At 43.1% G+C, this 16248-nt stretch carries 15 protein-coding genes; 10 read left to right on the top strand and 5 right to left on the bottom strand.

The features are described from left to right. Positions 1–66: 66 nt before the first annotated feature. From ACTQ50_RS00545 to ACTQ50_RS00525, 5 genes are all read left to right on the top strand, one after another. Positions 67–1248 carry a MalY/PatB family protein gene (locus ACTQ50_RS00545; RefSeq protein WP_441482489.1) on the top strand — a complete coding sequence of 394 codons (1182 nt, stop codon included), beginning with the start codon at positions 67–69 and terminating at the stop codon, positions 1246–1248. 23 nt (positions 1249–1271) lie between these two features. After that, a complete protein-coding gene (locus tag ACTQ50_RS00540) occupies positions 1272–2444 on the top strand; it encodes a MalY/PatB family protein (protein ID WP_441482488.1) in 1173 nt (390 codons plus the stop codon). A 35-nt stretch (positions 2445–2479) separates the two neighbouring features. After that, positions 2480–3901 (top strand): Na+/H+ antiporter NhaC family protein, encoded by a 1422-nt coding sequence (locus tag ACTQ50_RS00535; RefSeq protein ID WP_441482487.1) that lies wholly within the window; start codon positions 2480–2482, stop codon positions 3899–3901. Between the two features lie 223 nt (positions 3902–4124). Continuing rightward, entirely contained in the window at positions 4125–4976 is an 852-nt protein-coding gene (locus tag ACTQ50_RS00530; RefSeq protein WP_441482486.1) for a class I SAM-dependent methyltransferase, read from the top strand. Positions 4977–5115: 139 nt separating this feature from the next. Next, positions 5116–6951: a methyltransferase domain-containing protein gene (locus tag ACTQ50_RS00525; RefSeq protein ID WP_441482485.1), complete on the top strand. Its 1836-nt coding sequence runs from the start codon at positions 5116–5118 to the stop codon at positions 6949–6951. Positions 6952–7178: 227 nt separating this feature from the next. On the opposite strand, the gene ACTQ50_RS00520 is transcribed toward ACTQ50_RS00525, so the two are convergent. From ACTQ50_RS00520 to ACTQ50_RS00500, 5 genes are all read right to left on the bottom strand, one after another. Further along, the gene (locus tag ACTQ50_RS00520) at positions 7179–7925 is read right to left on the bottom strand and encodes an amino acid ABC transporter ATP-binding protein (protein WP_441482484.1); all 747 of its coding nucleotides are present in this window, start codon (positions 7923–7925) and stop codon (positions 7179–7181) included. A gap of 60 nt (positions 7926–7985) precedes the next feature. Further along, positions 7986–8483 carry a carboxymuconolactone decarboxylase family protein gene (locus ACTQ50_RS00515; RefSeq protein ID WP_441482483.1) on the bottom strand — a complete coding sequence of 166 codons (498 nt, stop codon included), beginning with the start codon at positions 8481–8483 and terminating at the stop codon, positions 7986–7988. A gap of 2 nt (positions 8484–8485) precedes the next feature. Beyond that, a complete protein-coding gene (locus ACTQ50_RS00510) occupies positions 8486–9169 on the bottom strand; it encodes an amino acid ABC transporter permease (RefSeq protein ID WP_441482482.1) in 684 nt (227 codons plus the stop codon). A 91-nt stretch (positions 9170–9260) separates the two neighbouring features. Then, positions 9261–9755, bottom strand: a complete 495-nt coding sequence (locus tag ACTQ50_RS00505) for a hypothetical protein (RefSeq protein WP_441482481.1) — start codon at positions 9753–9755, stop codon at positions 9261–9263. Between the two features lie 174 nt (positions 9756–9929). Further along, the gene (locus ACTQ50_RS00500; RefSeq protein WP_441482480.1) at positions 9930–10805 is read right to left on the bottom strand and encodes a transporter substrate-binding domain-containing protein; all 876 of its coding nucleotides are present in this window, start codon (positions 10803–10805) and stop codon (positions 9930–9932) included. 237 nt (positions 10806–11042) lie between these two features. On the opposite strand from ACTQ50_RS00500, the gene ACTQ50_RS00495 reads away from it, so the two are divergent. From ACTQ50_RS00495 to ACTQ50_RS00475, 5 genes are all read left to right on the top strand, one after another. Continuing rightward, positions 11043–11453 (top strand): peptide deformylase, encoded by a 411-nt coding sequence (locus tag ACTQ50_RS00495; RefSeq protein ID WP_441482479.1) that lies wholly within the window; start codon positions 11043–11045, stop codon positions 11451–11453. Between the two features lie 252 nt (positions 11454–11705). Then, the gene (locus tag ACTQ50_RS00490; protein ID WP_441482478.1) at positions 11706–12704 is read left to right on the top strand and encodes a LysR family transcriptional regulator; all 999 of its coding nucleotides are present in this window, start codon (positions 11706–11708) and stop codon (positions 12702–12704) included. A gap of 119 nt (positions 12705–12823) precedes the next feature. Continuing rightward, entirely contained in the window at positions 12824–13768 is a 945-nt protein-coding gene (locus tag ACTQ50_RS00485; RefSeq protein ID WP_441482477.1) for an ABC transporter permease, read from the top strand. A 2-nt stretch (positions 13769–13770) separates the two neighbouring features. Next, positions 13771–14676, top strand: coding sequence for a nickel transporter permease (gene nikC / locus ACTQ50_RS00480; protein WP_441482674.1), 906 nt, complete (start codon positions 13771–13773; stop codon positions 14674–14676). A gap of 31 nt (positions 14677–14707) precedes the next feature. Continuing rightward, on the top strand, positions 14708–16246 hold the full coding sequence (locus ACTQ50_RS00475; protein ID WP_441482476.1) for an ABC transporter substrate-binding protein: 1539 nt from the start codon (positions 14708–14710) through the stop codon (positions 16244–16246). Positions 16247–16248 lie beyond the last annotated feature (2 nt).

Below are 16248 nucleotides of genomic sequence, written 5' to 3'. Positions count from 1 at the left end.
ATATTTCATATTGACGTTAAATTATTTTAGCTATATAATGAGGAAAATTAATCAGGAGGTGGCTTTATGAGTGAGCAAATACCTGTGATCGCATCAAATGACGGGCTTTACCGTCTGAAATGGGAATATGAGCGTGAGAGGACTTCTTATACAGATCTTTTGTGCTTTGGAACTGCTGACATGGATTACCGTTCTCCTGAACCCATACTTGATGCTATGAGGGGAGTGCTTGACAGAGGACATCTTGGTTACCCTATGATTCCGGAACGCTACTATGAAGTAATTCATAACTGGTTGTTGAGTATAGCCGGATGGGACATTGATGCAAGATGTTCGATAGCTCAGAGTGCTGGGATTTACATGGGCGCCTGGGCAATCATTTCCCTTTTGACCAGACCTCAGGATATGGTTACAATTCTTACTCCTGTTCATTTTTGTTATAAAGAAATTTTAAGACTTAATAATCGAAAAATCATAGAATGTCCGCTGGAATTAATAGAAAATGGATACAGCATTAATTTTGGAAGACTGGAAGCCTGCTTTGCAAGCGGAAGCCGTCTGTTATGGCTGTGCAATCCTCATAATCCTATTGGACATGCCTGGACAAAAGCAGAGCTTGAGAAAATTGCAGAACTTTGTTTAAAATATCAGGTATACATCATATCAGACGATGTTTACTGCGGACTTTTGTTTTCAGGAACCTCTTATACTCCTATTGCTTCGCTATCGAAGGAAATTTCAAGATATACAGTTACACTTTATTCTACCAGCAAAACATATAATACAGCAGCTCTTCGGCATGCCTTTTTAGTTACGGAAAATCCTGAAATCTATAAAAAATACCGGGAATTCTTAACATCAATGAGTATGGATTACGGACAGAACATTATGGGGATTGAAGCAACGATAGCGGCTCTTGGGGAATGTGAAGAATGGCGCAGGAAAGTGATGGAAAAGATCATGGCTGCCCATAGATTTCTGGAAAAATATTTTGAAGAGAATATGCCGATGTGTAAGGTAATAAAATCGGATTCCTCTTATTTTGCATGGATCGATATGCGTGCATTGAAGATACAGCCGCAAATGCTGACACACCTGCTGGAACAGGAAGAACATATGATAGTAGAAAATGGTTATTTTCTTGGAAAAGGCGGAGCTGGTTTTATTCGTTTTAATCTCGCGTGCGATGAGGAACATCTTAAGGAAGGGGCTGCACGCCTTAAGGAGTTTTGTTTCAAACATATATAATATACAAGAAAGGAAGGAAAGAAATGAAGTACAATTTTGATTCAACACCAGATCACCGGAAGAATGCTTCTTATCGATGGGGAATGGAAGATATGCCGGAAAAAGTGATTGGAATGGGAACCGCGGATCTGGACTACTATTGTGCCCCATGCATCCAGAAGGCCCTTGTGCCGATCGCGCAGGAGAACTGTTATAACTACAGGCAGCATACCAAGGAATACTACGATGCAGTAACTGGGTGGTATGAGAGAAATTATGGCTTGAAAATTGAAAAAGAATGGCTGAGCAATGTTCCAAGTACCATAGGTGCAGTCCGGATGGCGTTGGGGATTTTTGCAAAGCCAGGAGACAACATTATTGTTCAGACTCCTGTATTTGGTCCGCTAAAATGGGCGGTGGAGGGGGCGAATCAAAACCTGATCGAAAATCCTCTGAAGCCGGTAGAGGGACATTATGAGATTGATTTTGCTGATTTTGAGGAAAAGATCAAAAAATATCACCCGTCTTTGTATTTAATGGTAAATCCTCATAACCCTACAGGAAGAGTTTTTACTAAGGCAGAATTGGAACGTTTAGTTGATATCTGCTATGAAAACAATGTAAAAATCATTTCTGATGAGGTACATTGTCTTGTACTTTACGGAAATAACAAGCATACGCCTATTCTTGCAGTGAATAAAAAAGCGCAGGAGATCAGTGTGCAGATTGTGAGCCTCAGCAAAGGCTATAACATTATGAGCCTGCCTCACGCAATTATTACAGTCGCAGATCCCGAGATGAGAAAAGCATGGATGAAACAGATTACAGCATATTCTTTTGGATATGCTGTAAATAGCTTTGCAATTGCAGCAGTGACCTCGGTCATGAAAGGGGAAGCTGATGACTGGATGAAGGAGCTTACCCAGTACCTTTATCAAAACCTTCAGGAAATTCTTGAGTTTATTAAAAAATATGACCTGCCGCTGATCCCGTATGTTCCGGAAGGCAGTTTCCTTCTGTGGCTGGACTGCAGGAAAGCTGGAATTGGAACAAAACATCTGGACAAGTTTTTTATGGAAAAAGCACAGATTCATCTGGATGACGGAGAGGAAAATTTTGGTTCGGCAGGAGAGGGCTTTGTGAGAATTAATTTTGCCGTTACCAATCAGAACCTGAAAGAGGCGTTGGAAAGGATCCGTGTCTCATTTGGCAAATGATCATAGGTTTTCACAGGATGAAAAGGGAGATTACTATGGAGAAAAAAGAAAATAAAAATCAGAAAGAAATAACAGTTGGCAGAGCTTTATTTGGTTTTTTTGGTCCAATTCTGGTACTTGTAGTTCTGATCGCTTTCGGTGCAGAGGTAACGATCGCAGCGTTGGCAGCTCTTTTTGTAATGATTGTATTTTGTATGTATCTGGGATTTGACTGGAACAAAATCGATGGAGCAATGTCGGAAGGTGTAAGGCAGATCGCAACTGCGTCCATGATCATGCTTCTGGTAGGATGTATGGTTGCAGTGTGGATGTCTTCCGGTACAATTCCAACTTTGCTTTATTACGGAATGAAGATCATCACCCCACGTTTATTTTTACCAATCTGTTTCATTCTGCCTGCTTTTATGGCTGTGTGCGCAGGTACCAGCTGGGGCTCTATCAGTACTATTGGTGTTGTTCTCTGCGGAATGGCAGAAGGTCTTGGAATTCCGGTTGCAATGGCAGCTGGGGCTGTTATTTCAGGAGCATTTTTCGGGGACAAAATGAGTCCTTTGTCAGATACCACATTATTAGCAGCGTCCTCCTGTGAGGTGCCGTTATTTACCCACATTAAGTCCATGTGGTATACAACTGTTCCAGGAACTATCATCTGTCTTGTAATTTATACCATTCTTGGAATGAACGCTTCCGGACAGATTGACAGTGCTGTAGTAAACGAGTTGTCTAATGGACTTTCTTCAAATTTTAATATCAGCTGGATCCATATCATACCGGTTGCTCTGGTACTGATCCTTTCTGTAAAACAGGTACCTGCATTTATTGCATTTGGTGTAGGTATTGGAAGCGGTATTATCTGGTCTATGATTTTCCAGGGAAGAGGATTTATTGAAAATCTGGATTATATTATGAACGGTTTTTCCATTGAAAGCGGTGTGGATTCTGTTGATACACTGGTAAACCGAGGCGGATTTTCCAGCATGCTTTCTCTGGTAGGAATCCTTCTTGTACTGGGAATGCTCAGTGGACTTTTTTCTGAATCTGGTGTTTTAAATGTTCTGGTAAATCATCTTTCCAAGAAGCTGAATACACCTGGAACGATTATGTTTGGTGTCTGGATTTCCAGTTTGATCATCTGTCTAATCGGAGGACAGTATCCTGCCATTGCAATTCCGGCTGTTGCATTTAAAGATGTCTGCGATGACATGGACATTCACCGTGCGGTTTTGTCCCGTACACTGGAAGATGTAGGAACCATGGTGGCAGCAATCATTCCATGGAGCGCATGGGTAATGGGGTATGGCGTAGTGCTTGGAGGCATTACCGTACAGCAGTTTATTCCTTTTACATTTTTGCCAATGCTCTGCCCGATCATTGGCCTGATCAACAATTTCCTGGGAATTGGTATGTATCACAGCAAGGATGAGGTGAAATATCGTCCATTGTGGAGAAGAAAATAAGTTGTGGCTTGAGATCTAAGCAGTAGGAAAAACAATTTTGTGAAATATTGGTTTTAGCTGTTTGGGGAAAATTTAATAGTGGAATAGTGCAGGCGAATTTGTATAAGATGCAGATTCGCCTGCTTTTTGTTTCTTATTTCTGTAGTGTTTCATCCCCCTGGGGGGCTTGCGGAAAGAGGGTGTTTTTGATAAAATTTTAACATTAGAGTTTAATGCGGAGGATATGCAAGTGGATAAGTTACTGGACGAAATAGAGAGCTATTGGAGTACCCGGACGGAGGGGTATTCTGAGGTGAATGAAAAAGAGTTGAAGGGGATGCAGAAGAAGGCATGGCTGGAGACTCTGGAAAGCGGATTTTGGGGAAAGAGATCTGGGAAAAATCAGGATGTAGAAGAAGGTTTTGCGGAAACAGAATCTTTCGGAAACAGAAATCCTGATGAAGAGAAAGAACAGCTGAAAATTTTGGATATCGGCACAGGTCCTGGCTTTTTCCCTATGATTCTGGCGGAGGCAGGATATTATGTAACTGCGGTAGATTATACTCCTGGAATGCTGGAAAAAGCTGCGGAAAATGCGGCGAAGTTTATTGGGGAAAAGAAGAATCATATTGAATTTAAAAGGATGGATGCCCAGGCTCTGGAGTTTGAAGATGAGAGCTTTGATGTGATCATTTCCCGGAATCTGACCTGGAACCTGCCTCACCCTGAAATAGCTTATAAAGAGTGGCTTCGCGTACTGAAAAAAGGCGGAAAGCTTCTGAATTTTGATGCCAACTGGTACGGGTATCTTTATGATGATGAGAAGCGCGAGGCTTATGAAAATGACCGCAAAAATGTGGAAAAAGGAAGCCTGGAGGACCATTATCTGTGCACAGATATTGACCGGATGGAGAAGATCGCGCTGCAGGTTCCACTGTCTGAGACCAAGCGCCCGGGATGGGATGTGAAGGTGCTGGAAGAGCTTGGAGCGAAGAAAATAGAAGTGGATGAAACTATCTGGCAGAAGGTTTGGAGCGAGGAAGAGAAGCTGAATTATGGATCTACGCCCATGTTTATGGTGGAGGTTACAAAGTAATAAAAGAAGACTGCCGTTACGGTTCAGACTATGAATTGTAGCGGTTACCAGTGATGAAGTTAATAAGTATGAGGCAAAAGGGTATTCAAATACACTGGTTGTGATGTTGAAATAGTATATGGAAAAGGTAGAAAAAAGAATGAGTGAAATAATAAATGTAGGCGGTTTATGTGCAGCTCCCGGGCAGCGCGTCCATGGTTTTATTACCATTGGAAACGGAGCATTTTCGCTTCCGGCAACGATCATCCGGGGCAAAAAGCCAGGTAAAACAGCCCTGATCACAGCTGGTATCCACGCTGGCGAATATGTAGGAATCCAGAGTGCAGTAGAGCTTGGAAGAGATCTGAACATTGAGAAAATGACAGGAACAGTAGTTCTTGTAAAAGTAGTTGCCAAAGAGGAATTTGAGAACCGTCACGGCTCTCTTTGCAGAGCAACCGGCGAGAATCTGAACCGTGTTTTCCCAGGAAAAAAAGATGGCACAAAGTATGAAAAACTGGCTTCTGCAGTGGTAGAAGAACTGCAGAAAGTGGCAGATTATTACATTGATCTTCACAGCGGTGACGACTATGAAAAGCTGACTCCCTATGTGTATTATGCAGGAAAAGCTAATCCGGAAGTGGTGAAAATTTCTCGTCAGATGGCAGAACAGGTGGATGTTCCTTACATGGTAAAATCAGAGGTAGCTTCCGGTGGAAGCTACAATTATGCAGCATCCTGCGGCATTCCTTCCGTGCTTCTGGAAAGAGGTGGCATGGGAGCCTGGGAGACAGAAGAAGTGCGCTCCATGAAGCGTGATGTGCGCAGTATTTTACGGTTCCTTGGAATCTATGACGGACATAGAAGTATGCGGAAATATTATCCACTAAATATAACAGATGTGCAGTATCAGTCTGCTTCCTACACGGGACTCTGGTATCCTCAGAAGAAGGCTGGAGACCTGTTTACGGAAGGAGAAATCCTTGGATATGTAAAGGATTATGAGGATAATATCCTGGAAACCTGTACCTCCTATGGGGATGGAGTGATCCTGTATCAGACTGGTTCCCTGCAGGTGATTAAGGATGGACCGATGGTAGCTTATGGCCGGATCAGCTACGAGGAAGACGACCGGAAAGAGAAGATTGCAGCCTACTGGACCAAGCGAAGCGACAGCTTTCTGGAGCAGAGAAGGGCAGAGTTACATAGTCCGCTGGCAGACAGCTGGCTGGAAGAAATTGAGAAATATCTGCCTTCAAAAGAAACAAAGTACGAAGAAAAAGCCCAGAAATTTACAGAAAAGAAATGTTCAAATAACGAAAAAAATATAGAACTTGTAACTAAAGATGAATGTGAAGAAAGAAAAGAAGCAGTCGAAATAATTAAGGAAAAAGAGGCCGCTAATGGTAAGCTTAAAATCTTAGATGTAGGCTGTGGAACTGGTTTCTTTACCATTCTTCTTGCAAAACAGGGATACCAGGTAACTGGTACCGACCTTACTCCGGATATGATCACAAACTCCCGGATCCTTGCCAAAGAAGAGCAGGTAACTTGTGATTTCCAGGTGATGGATGCAGAGCATTTAAGCTTTTCAGACGAGAGCTTCGACGTAGTCATTTCCCGAAACCTGACCTGGACCTTACCAGAAGCAGCTCAGGCCTACAAAGAGTGGTCCAGAGTATTAAAACCAGGCGGACTTCTCCTGAATTTTGATGCCAACTACGGCGCCACCAATTTCGCCGAGACCTCCGATCTCCCGGAAAACCATGCCCACAACCAGCTTGGAAATTCTCTGATGCAAGAGTGCGAAGACATCAAACGCCAGCTTCCAATCAGCTCCTACCTCCGCCCCGCATGGGACGTGGAAGAGCTTGGAAAAAAAGGGATGGAACAGATTTCCATTGATCTGGGACTCAGCAGACGGGTTTATAAAGAAAAAGATGAATTTTATAATCCAACGCCGATGTTTGCCATTGCAGCAAAGAAAGCGGAATAATTTGTTAATAGGACAAGTTATACTATCAGCAGAAGCGAAAGTGAAGGACCTATAGGAGGAATACATGTGTTACTGGACATGCGCTGTGTGCGTATTGCATTGACACAGGGGAAGCGTTTTATGAACCAGTTTTGATATAAGAGTAAGATAGAAAAAGAAACCTCTTGCTTTTCTATAAATAACAAGAGATTTCTTTTTCGGAAGGGTATAAAAGAATTACAGGAAAATCAAATTACAAAATCGGAACTTGTCATATGAAGGAATGCCATTGTCTTCTCGCTCTTAGGATGAGAGAAGAACTCTTTGGAAGGGGCTTCTTCTACGATGACGCCGTCTTCCATGTAGACTACCCAGTTGGCTACTTTTCTGGCGAAATCCATTTCGTGGGTGACCACGACCATGGTGGTTCCTTCGTCGGCAAGCTTTCGCATAACGTCCAGAACCTCGCCGGTAAGTCTTGGATCAAGGGCAGAGGTGGGCTCGTCGAAGAGGACAACTTCTGGATTGTAGGCGATGGCTCTTGCGATGGCCACACGCTGCTGCTGGCCGCCGGAGAGCTGGTCCGGATAGAAGTTGGCGCGGTCTGCCATGCCCACTTTTTCCAGCATTTCCATGGCTTTTTTCTTTGCTTCTTCTGGAGAAATCTTACGGGCAATGGTAAGTCCTTCCAGTACATTGTCAAGTGCTGTTTTGTTGCGGAAAAGATTATATCCCTGGAAGACAAAGCCCATTTTCATTCGTAACTGCCGGATTTCTTTCTTGGTGACAGCAGTGATATCTTTATGGAAATCGTCAAAGGTGATCTCTCCCTTATCTGCCTGCTCCAGAAAGCTGATACAGCGGAGAAGGGTTGTCTTTCCAGAACCGCTGTTTCCAAGAACTGCGATTACAGAACCTTTTTCAACTTTGAAATCAACACCTTTTAATACTTCGTTTGGTCCGAATTTTTTATGGATATTCTTTACTTCCAGCATACTTTTTCTCACATTCTTACTTGAATTTTAGATATCAATATTGTTATAAAAATGAACTGATTACGGCTCAATCTTTAAAATATCGTTAAAGTAGTTATTGGCAACCATGAGTACTCCCATAGCTGTGATAACAACGATCTGCTCTTCGGTAAATTCTTCTTTTAACTCTTTGTAGATCTCATCCGGAATGGCTTTTGGATCTTTTGCAAGAGCGCGGCCGAAGGCGATAAGCAGTTCTTCTTTTTTGGTAAATTCGAAATTGTCAAAATCGATTCCGTTGTCTTTCAGAAGCTTGTGGAAGTAGGTGCTGCATACAAGGCACTCATTTTCTTCGGAAATAGCATATTCGAAGAAGTCTCCGGCTCTTTTTCCAATCAGTCTCTGAAGCTCACGGTCCAGTGTGTAGGAGCTGTCTTCAATGGCTTTGAAAGCTTCGATGTTGTGAAGAAGGGTAAGCTTCTCATTGGAGAGCTTGTAGCCCTGTGCAAGATGATCCTCGATTACTTTTTTCTCTTTTTCTCCGGCTGTTTCCAGATTGATTTTTGAAATATAAGACATGATTATTCTCCTTTCACTGGTGCTGGGGTATTCCATACCAGCTTTTTCTCAAAATAGTTTTGTATCCATGTAAGTACGGTACAGATCATAAGGTAAATGACAGCTGCTTCGCAGTACAGGGCGAAGGGTTCGTAGGTCCTGGCTGCAATCTGCTGTGCAGTGGTGAACAGTTCCACAACTGTAATACTGGAAGCAAGGGAAGTGTCCTTGGTAAGTCCGATCAGAGAGTTAAACAGTGGTGGAAAAGCAATTCGGAATGCCTGGGGCATTACAATCCTGGTCATGGTCTGGCGGTAATTCAGACCAACCATATAAGCGGCTTCCGTCTGGCCTTCTGGTACCGCCTGGATCGCAGAACGGAAAATCTCAGCATTGTAAGCGCCAAGGTTCAGGGCAAATGCGATAACTGCGGATGGAAAAGCGTCCAGGATAATTCCTACAGACGGCAGACCGAAGAAGATGATAAACAGCTGTACGATAAGTGGGGTTCCGCGGAAGACCCATATGTAAAATCTTGCAAACTGTTTCAGTCCTTTTACATTGGCAATCTGTACCAGGGCAAGGAAAAGAGCGATGATACAGCCAAAGACAAAGGAGAGTAATGTAAGGGGGATTGTAACTTTTATTCCGGGGATGAGGATTCTGGTAAAGGAAGATACCAGGATCCCTGCTAAACGTTCACTCATAGTTGATTCCTTTTTACTTTCGATTATTTACTGTTGCAAAATGAATTACAGTAACTAGTTCTATTTATGCGGCAGTGCCTGCTGCTGATAATTATCTTAGGTCAAAGATTCTTTCATAAAGGATATCACCAGTGCATGCAACTGCCATTCCTGCCAGAACTGCGATCTGCTCTTCGTTGAAATTTTTCAGGAGGGAAGCGCGTACGGCTTCCGGGATCTGTCCGTTATTCTGGACAACGGCTGTGGCGAAGTCGATCACTGCCTGATCCTTTTCATCGTAATCTGGTTTATCCGGATACATGCCCTGGTCGGTAAGACATTTTGTGTAATACTCTGTGCAAATGGAAGAGTGGCTTAAGGCTGCAATGGTGTATTCTAACAGGTCACCGTAGCGTTTGCCTACCAGCTTCTGGACTTCGGCATCCATGCGCCAGGCATTTTCCTCTACTGTGTCATAGACCACATAGTTTTTCAGCTGCCAGGCGATCTTTCTGGAACGGGTCAGGTTCTGATGACCGTTTTTATCCAGGTATTCTTTGACTGCAACGGGAGCTGTTTCGTAAGTGACTGGTTCAATCCAGGACATTGATTTTTCCTCCTGACTTTATTTATAGCTATGCTGCCAGGGGGAAGCATAGCTATTTTGGAGATATATACATTGGCAAAATGTTTTGTTTCTTCGAGTGCGATCAACGGCTGCATGAGGTGAGTGCGTTGTAATAATGAAGCTATTGATCTTTCATATGGAGATGACGATTAATTAGTTAGCATCAGCAGCTTCGTCGGAAGCTGTATCTTCGGAGTTGTCGGCTGTATCAGCAGAGGCATCAGCTGTTTCCTCATCCTGCGGCTGTGTGAAGTCTGTTCCGAAGTAATCCTCGGAAAGTTTGCTTAAGGTTCCGTCTTCTTTCAGTTCGTCGATGGCACTCTGAACTGCGTCATATAAAGCAGTTTCCCCTTTCTTGATCGGAACAGCGTAGGTATCTACAACGTCCGGGATTACGAAGGCAACTTTCAGGTTTGCATCCGGGTGCTGCTGAAGGTATTCGTTGAATACAACAGCGTTAAAGGTGGTAAAGTCGGCACGTCCGGATTCAATCAGGGAAACTGCTTCGTCTGCTGTGCTGATCTGTACAAGAGATGCGCCGGCATCCTCCAGGATATCAAGGTAAGCGGTTGTTGCAGTGTTGGCAACTTTTTTGCCATCCAGGGAAGCCATATCTACAATGTCATCATTGTCTTTGGCAACTACGATCTGCTGTGTGATGTAGAAATATGGTCCTGCGAAATCGTATTTCTCTTCACGTTCAGGGGTGATGCTTACGGCATTGATAACAGTGTCCAGACGTCCGCTGTCGATTCCTGCAAGAAGGGAATCCCAGTCGGATTCTGTGAAATCTGCCTCTACGCCAAGCTTGTCTGCAATTGCCTTTGCTACTTCTACGTCAAATCCGGTAAGCTCTCCGTCATCATCATGATAGGTATATGGAGGATAGGTTCCTTCCACACCGACTTTCAGTTTTCCGGATTCCTGAATCTGGGAAAGTTCATCATCAGCTGCGTAAGCCATGCTGCATGTTGCCAGAACTCCTGTTAATACTGCTGCAATTCCTAGTGTTAAGATGCTCTTTCTCATAATTTTTTCCTCCTCGTGTTTATCACCTAGTTTCAAACTAGGTTTAATATGGATTGAATATTACCATAGAAATGGATGGTTGTCTAATATAGAATAGGAATAGCTGGCTATAGGTAGAAACTATAACTTGTTTACGCTGCTTGTAAAAGTTATATGGTTCGGGAAAGACATTGCTTGACTAAATGGGGAGATATGGTAAAGTGGAGGAAAGAAAGTTTCGAGGAAGGAAATAAAAACATGGTAAGGGAAATTATACATGATACCTGGTTTCTTAGCCAGAAATCAGAGAGGGCGACGAAGGCGGACAGTCAGATTGCACAGGATCTTCTGGATACTTTGAAGGCCCATGAAGAGGGCTGCGTAGGTATGGCGGCGAATATGATCGGGGAGCGGAAGCGGATCATTGTGGTGAATATGGGCTTTATGAATACGGTTATGTATAACCCGGTGATCGTGAAAAGAACAGGAAGGTATGAAACGGAGGAAGGATGCCTTTCTCTGATCGGGGGGCGGAAATGTACCAGGTATGAGGAGATTGAAGTGGAGTATGAGGATATGAACTTCCGCAAACAACGAGGAAAATTCCAGGGCTGGACGGCACAGATCATACAGCATGAGTGTGATCATTTGGAAGGAATATTGATCTGATAATTTTATTACATAGATTATAAAATTTTTATCCCCCTGGGAGGCTTGTGAAAAAATCACAATATGTTATCTTAAATAAGACACAAAAAGTGTTAATTCTGTTAATCTAATGTGTAACGCATCTCCGCGTGAAAAGTTACACAGAAGTCTGCAGACATTTCCGGATAGTCTGTTGGACAAAGGACGGCAGCTATTACTCCGCAAAATGGCTGCCGTATCTTTATGTGAAGAGAGTTTAGAAAGGTAATATGTATGTTAGATCTCAAACAGTTAAAATATTTTATAACATGTGCAGAGACCGGCTCCATCAGTGAGGCTGCAAAACTGCTTTATACTACTCAGCCAAGTGTGAGCAAGGCTATAAAAGCTCTGGAAAATGATATGGGAATGGTATTGTTTGAACGTATGCCAAGGGGAATTGCGCTCACTGCAAAGGGGCAGGAGGCATATCGCTATGCTTGCAGAATTGTAAATGATTCTCAGACTCTGGAAGAGATGGGGCACAAAAATATGGCGAAGTATTTGCGTATTTCTCTGAACCCCAGTTCCTGGTTTACCAATCAGTTTGTAGAATTTTATAAGGAAAATTATGAAAAAGATTATCACTTCGAAATTTATACAGCTGGTGTGCGGAATGTTATGGAGCGCGTGAGGGATTATCTTTCCGATGTTGGTTTCGTATACGTAATGGAGCAGCAGAAGAAAGAATTTCAGTATGAACTGGTGAAAAATCGCCTGGTTTTTAATGTTATGCAGGAAAGTACGGCGACCTTTTATCCCGGAAAAGAAAATATTCTATATAAAGAAATGCCACCTTCCGAAAAAGCAAAGGAACCAGATATGAAAATTGCTTCAGAGGTGGAAAATAATGGCACTGTAAATACGTTAGCGCAAAAAGATCAGCAGACGGTAAATATGGATCAGATGAAGAACTTCCGCTTTATCCAGAATTTCCGTGATGAATTCCTGGAGTTGGGGGAAAAAGAAAAACGAGGAGTATTCAGTTGGGAAAATCTGGATGTTTCCGTAATCACAAACAGTGACTACATTATGGAAAAAATGCTGAAAGAAACAGATCTTTGTAATATCAGCGGAAGCTATCTTTCGGATGACAAGAAAGCTGTAAATGAAGGCATTCCCCTGGAATTCAAAAAGAACAAAGTATTTTTCGGATATATCAGAAGGAAAAACGACGAACCGGATGAGCTGGTGGATGAGCTGCTTGCATTTTTAAACAGTAAATTAAAGTGATATTCCAAAATCACAAAAATATATGCCAAATAGGAATAGCTTATAACCCCCTGGGCGGGTTGTAAGCTGTTTTTTATTTTGCTAAACTGTACTGCGGAATATGAAATGGAGATAATCAAATGAAGAAATATACAATCAAACGTATCATTCAGCTGATTCCCATTCTGTTTGCAATTACCTTTCTGTCCTATGGGATGATGCGCATTGCAGGAAGTGATGTTGTAACACAGAAAATGGAGAACACAGGCGCTGTGGTGTCAGAAGCTACGCTGGATGCGGCAAGAGAACAACTGGGACTGGATAAGCCTTTTCTGACACAATATTTTGTATGGCTGGGCAAACTGCTCCGGGGAGATATGGGAAATAGTTATGTATCTGGTTTTTCAGTATTTGATACATTTATATCGAAGCTTCCGGCAACGTTGCTTCTCACAGTGACCTCCATTCTGCTTACGGTCATTATTTCCATTCCCCTGGGAATTTTGGCAGCAGTAAAGCAGAATACAGTTATTGATTACATCATCCGTTTTTGCAGTTTTATAGGAAACAGTCTTCCTAATTTCTTTGTATCACTTTTACTTATGTATTTTCTTGCAATTAAAATAAGGATTTTCCCTGTTATTGCAAAAGATGTCAGCTTGAAAAGTGTGGCTATGCCGGCTATTACCCTGGCCATAGCCATGTCCGCAAAATATCTTCGTCAGGTGCGTGCTACAGTGCTGGATGAGCTTGGTAAGGATTATGTTGTGGGAGCCAGGGCGCGCGGTGTGAAGTTTTCTGTTACCTTATGGAAAAGTATTATGAAGGCTTCCCTTGTTACGATCATCACATTGTTGATGCTGTCCATAGGAAACCTGCTTGGCGGTACGGCAATCGTAGAATCTATTTTTATGTGGGATGGTGTGGGGAAAATGGCAGCAGATGCCATTTCTATGCGGGATTATCCCATTATCCAGGCTTATGTGATGTGGATGGCGATCATTTATGTTCTGGTAAATCTGCTCACAGATCTGTCTTACCGGTTCCTGGATCCGAGAATCCGTCTGGGAGGTGAGAAGCAGTGAGTATGAAAAAAATGAACGAAGTGCCGGAAAAGGAAAAAGAAAGCAGAGATAATGAAAATCGCGTAACAGTGCGTGTACAGAGAATTAAAAAGAGTCATATAAAACAAAAGCTGATATTTTTTAGTGTGTTGGCAGCCTGCCTGGTAATCCTGGCAATCTTTTCAGACCACCTCTGCCCTTACGATCCCTACGCACAGGATCTTTCCAGTGCCCTTCAGGCACCAAGCTTTCAGCATCCGATGGGGACAGACACTTACGGTAGGGATATGCTGTCGCGTGTGATCAGCGGAGCAAGAGCCAGTATTTTTTCTACTTTTATACTGGTGGCTGCGATTTCCATATTTGGAACAATTGTGGGATTGTGTTGTGGTTATTTTGGTGGAATCCTGGATTCTGTTATGATGAGAATTTCAGATGTCTGTCTGGCATTTCCAGGACTGGTGTTTGCAATGGCGATTGCGGCTATTCTTGGGGGCGGTATCCAGAATGCCATTCTTGCACTGGCGGTGATCAGCTGGCCGAAGTATTCCCGAATTGCCCGAAGCCAGACATTGGCATTGAAAAATGAACCATATATTCATGCTGTCATACTGGCTGGAGACAGCTCTGTTCAGATTTTGGTGAGGCATGTTCTTCCGAATATGATCGGACCAGTTCTGGTAACAGCTATGCTGGATATCGGAACTATGATGATGGAACTGGCTGGCCTGTCTTTTCTGGGACTGGGGGCTCAGATTCCAATGGCAGAGTGGGGAAGCATGATGAGCAGCGGTCGGAGCATGATCCAGACTTATCCCTGGGTAGTTCTGTCACCGGGAATTGCAATTTTTGTATCTGTAGTAATTTTTAACCTGCTGGGGGATACTGTTCGCGATTATCTGGATCCTAAGAACGGTCGTTTACAGTAGAGATAAAAAACATATATGAGGAGAAATGTACATGAAAACAAAGAAAATCCTGGCAATTGCATTGGCAGCTGGCATGACAATGGGGTTAGCAACAGTGCCAACAATGGCAGAAGAAAAGAAAACATTTGTATTTGGCGATACCACCTTTAATGCAGAAAATGAGGAGGCGGATATCAATCCACAGAACACCTATGCAGGCTGGGCCTGTATCCGTTATGGCGTTGGTGAAACCCTGTTCCGTTATTCCGATACTATGGAAATCGAACCGTGGATTGCAAAGGAATACGAAAATGTGGATGATCTGACCTGGAAAATCACCTTGAATGATGGCGTTGTATTTTCCAACGGACGTGCCTGCGATGGGGAGGCAGTAAAAGAGTGTCTGGAAGATCTGGTGGCAAACCACGAAAGAGCTGCCGGAGATCTTTGTATTGATACCATTGAGGCTGATGGAAATGTGGTGACAATTAAGACAAAGGAGCCGAAACCGGCTCTGATCAATTACTTAAGTGATCCTTATTGCTGTATTATTGATGTGCAGGCGGGAATTACAGACAACGGGATTGTAATTGGTACAGGTCCCTATGTTGCCACAGATCTTGTAACAGACGATCATCTTACACTTGTGAAAAATGAGAATTACTGGAATGGCGATGTGAATGTAGATGAGATTACTGTCCGTACGATTTCTGATGGTGATACACTGGCGTTTGCACTCCAGGCAGGGGAAATCAATGCGGCCTATGGTATGGCATATGCAAGCTATCCTTTATTTGAAAATGATGATTTCACATTCTCAAGTATTGCAACAAGCCGTGCATTTTATGCCTGGATGAATTTTGAAAGTCCGGTAACTTCTGATCCGGCGGTACGTAAGGCAATTGCCATGGGAATTGACAAGGACAGTTTCGTATCTGTGTTGCTGAATGGATATGGATATCCGGCAGTTGGTGCATTCCCAGATACTTTCTCATTTGGAGGACAGAATCTGACTACAGAGAGCTATGACCCGGATGGAGCAAAACAGGTTCTGGAGGATGCTGGCTGGGTTGACTCTGATGGAGATGGAATCCGTGAAAAAGACGGTCAGAAGCTTGTGATCCGCTGGCTTACTTACCCAAGCCGTCAGGAGCTTCCTCTTCTGGCTGAGTCTGCACAGGCAACCTTAAAAGATATTGGTATGGATGTTCAGGTAAACTGTACATCTGATAACAATACCATCCGCAAAGATCCTACCCTGTGGGATGTATATGCAAGTGCCATGGTAACAGCACCTACAGGAGATCCACAGTACTTCTTCACCTCCTGTGCATTGGATGAATCTGTTTCCAATAACGGACATTATCACAGTGATAAGCTGGAAGAGCTTGCAGATGAAATGGAAACGGAATTTGACGTGGATAAGCGTGCAGAACTGGGAATTCAGATGCAGCAGACAGTTCTGGATGACAATGCTTATGTATTCTGTTCCCATCTTAGAATGAGCATGGTTATGCAGTCAAATGTAACTGGTCTGGTTGCTCATCCCTGTGATTATTATGAACTGACCGCAGATCTGGATATTAATTGAGT

It is taken from the genome of Blautia sp. Sow4_E7 (assembly GCF_052116245.1).
Taxonomy (GTDB): domain Bacteria; phylum Bacillota; class Clostridia; order Lachnospirales; family Lachnospiraceae; genus Blautia_A.
Note: the sequence above shows the minus strand (reverse complement) of the source record. Positions and strands in the feature narration are given on the sequence as shown.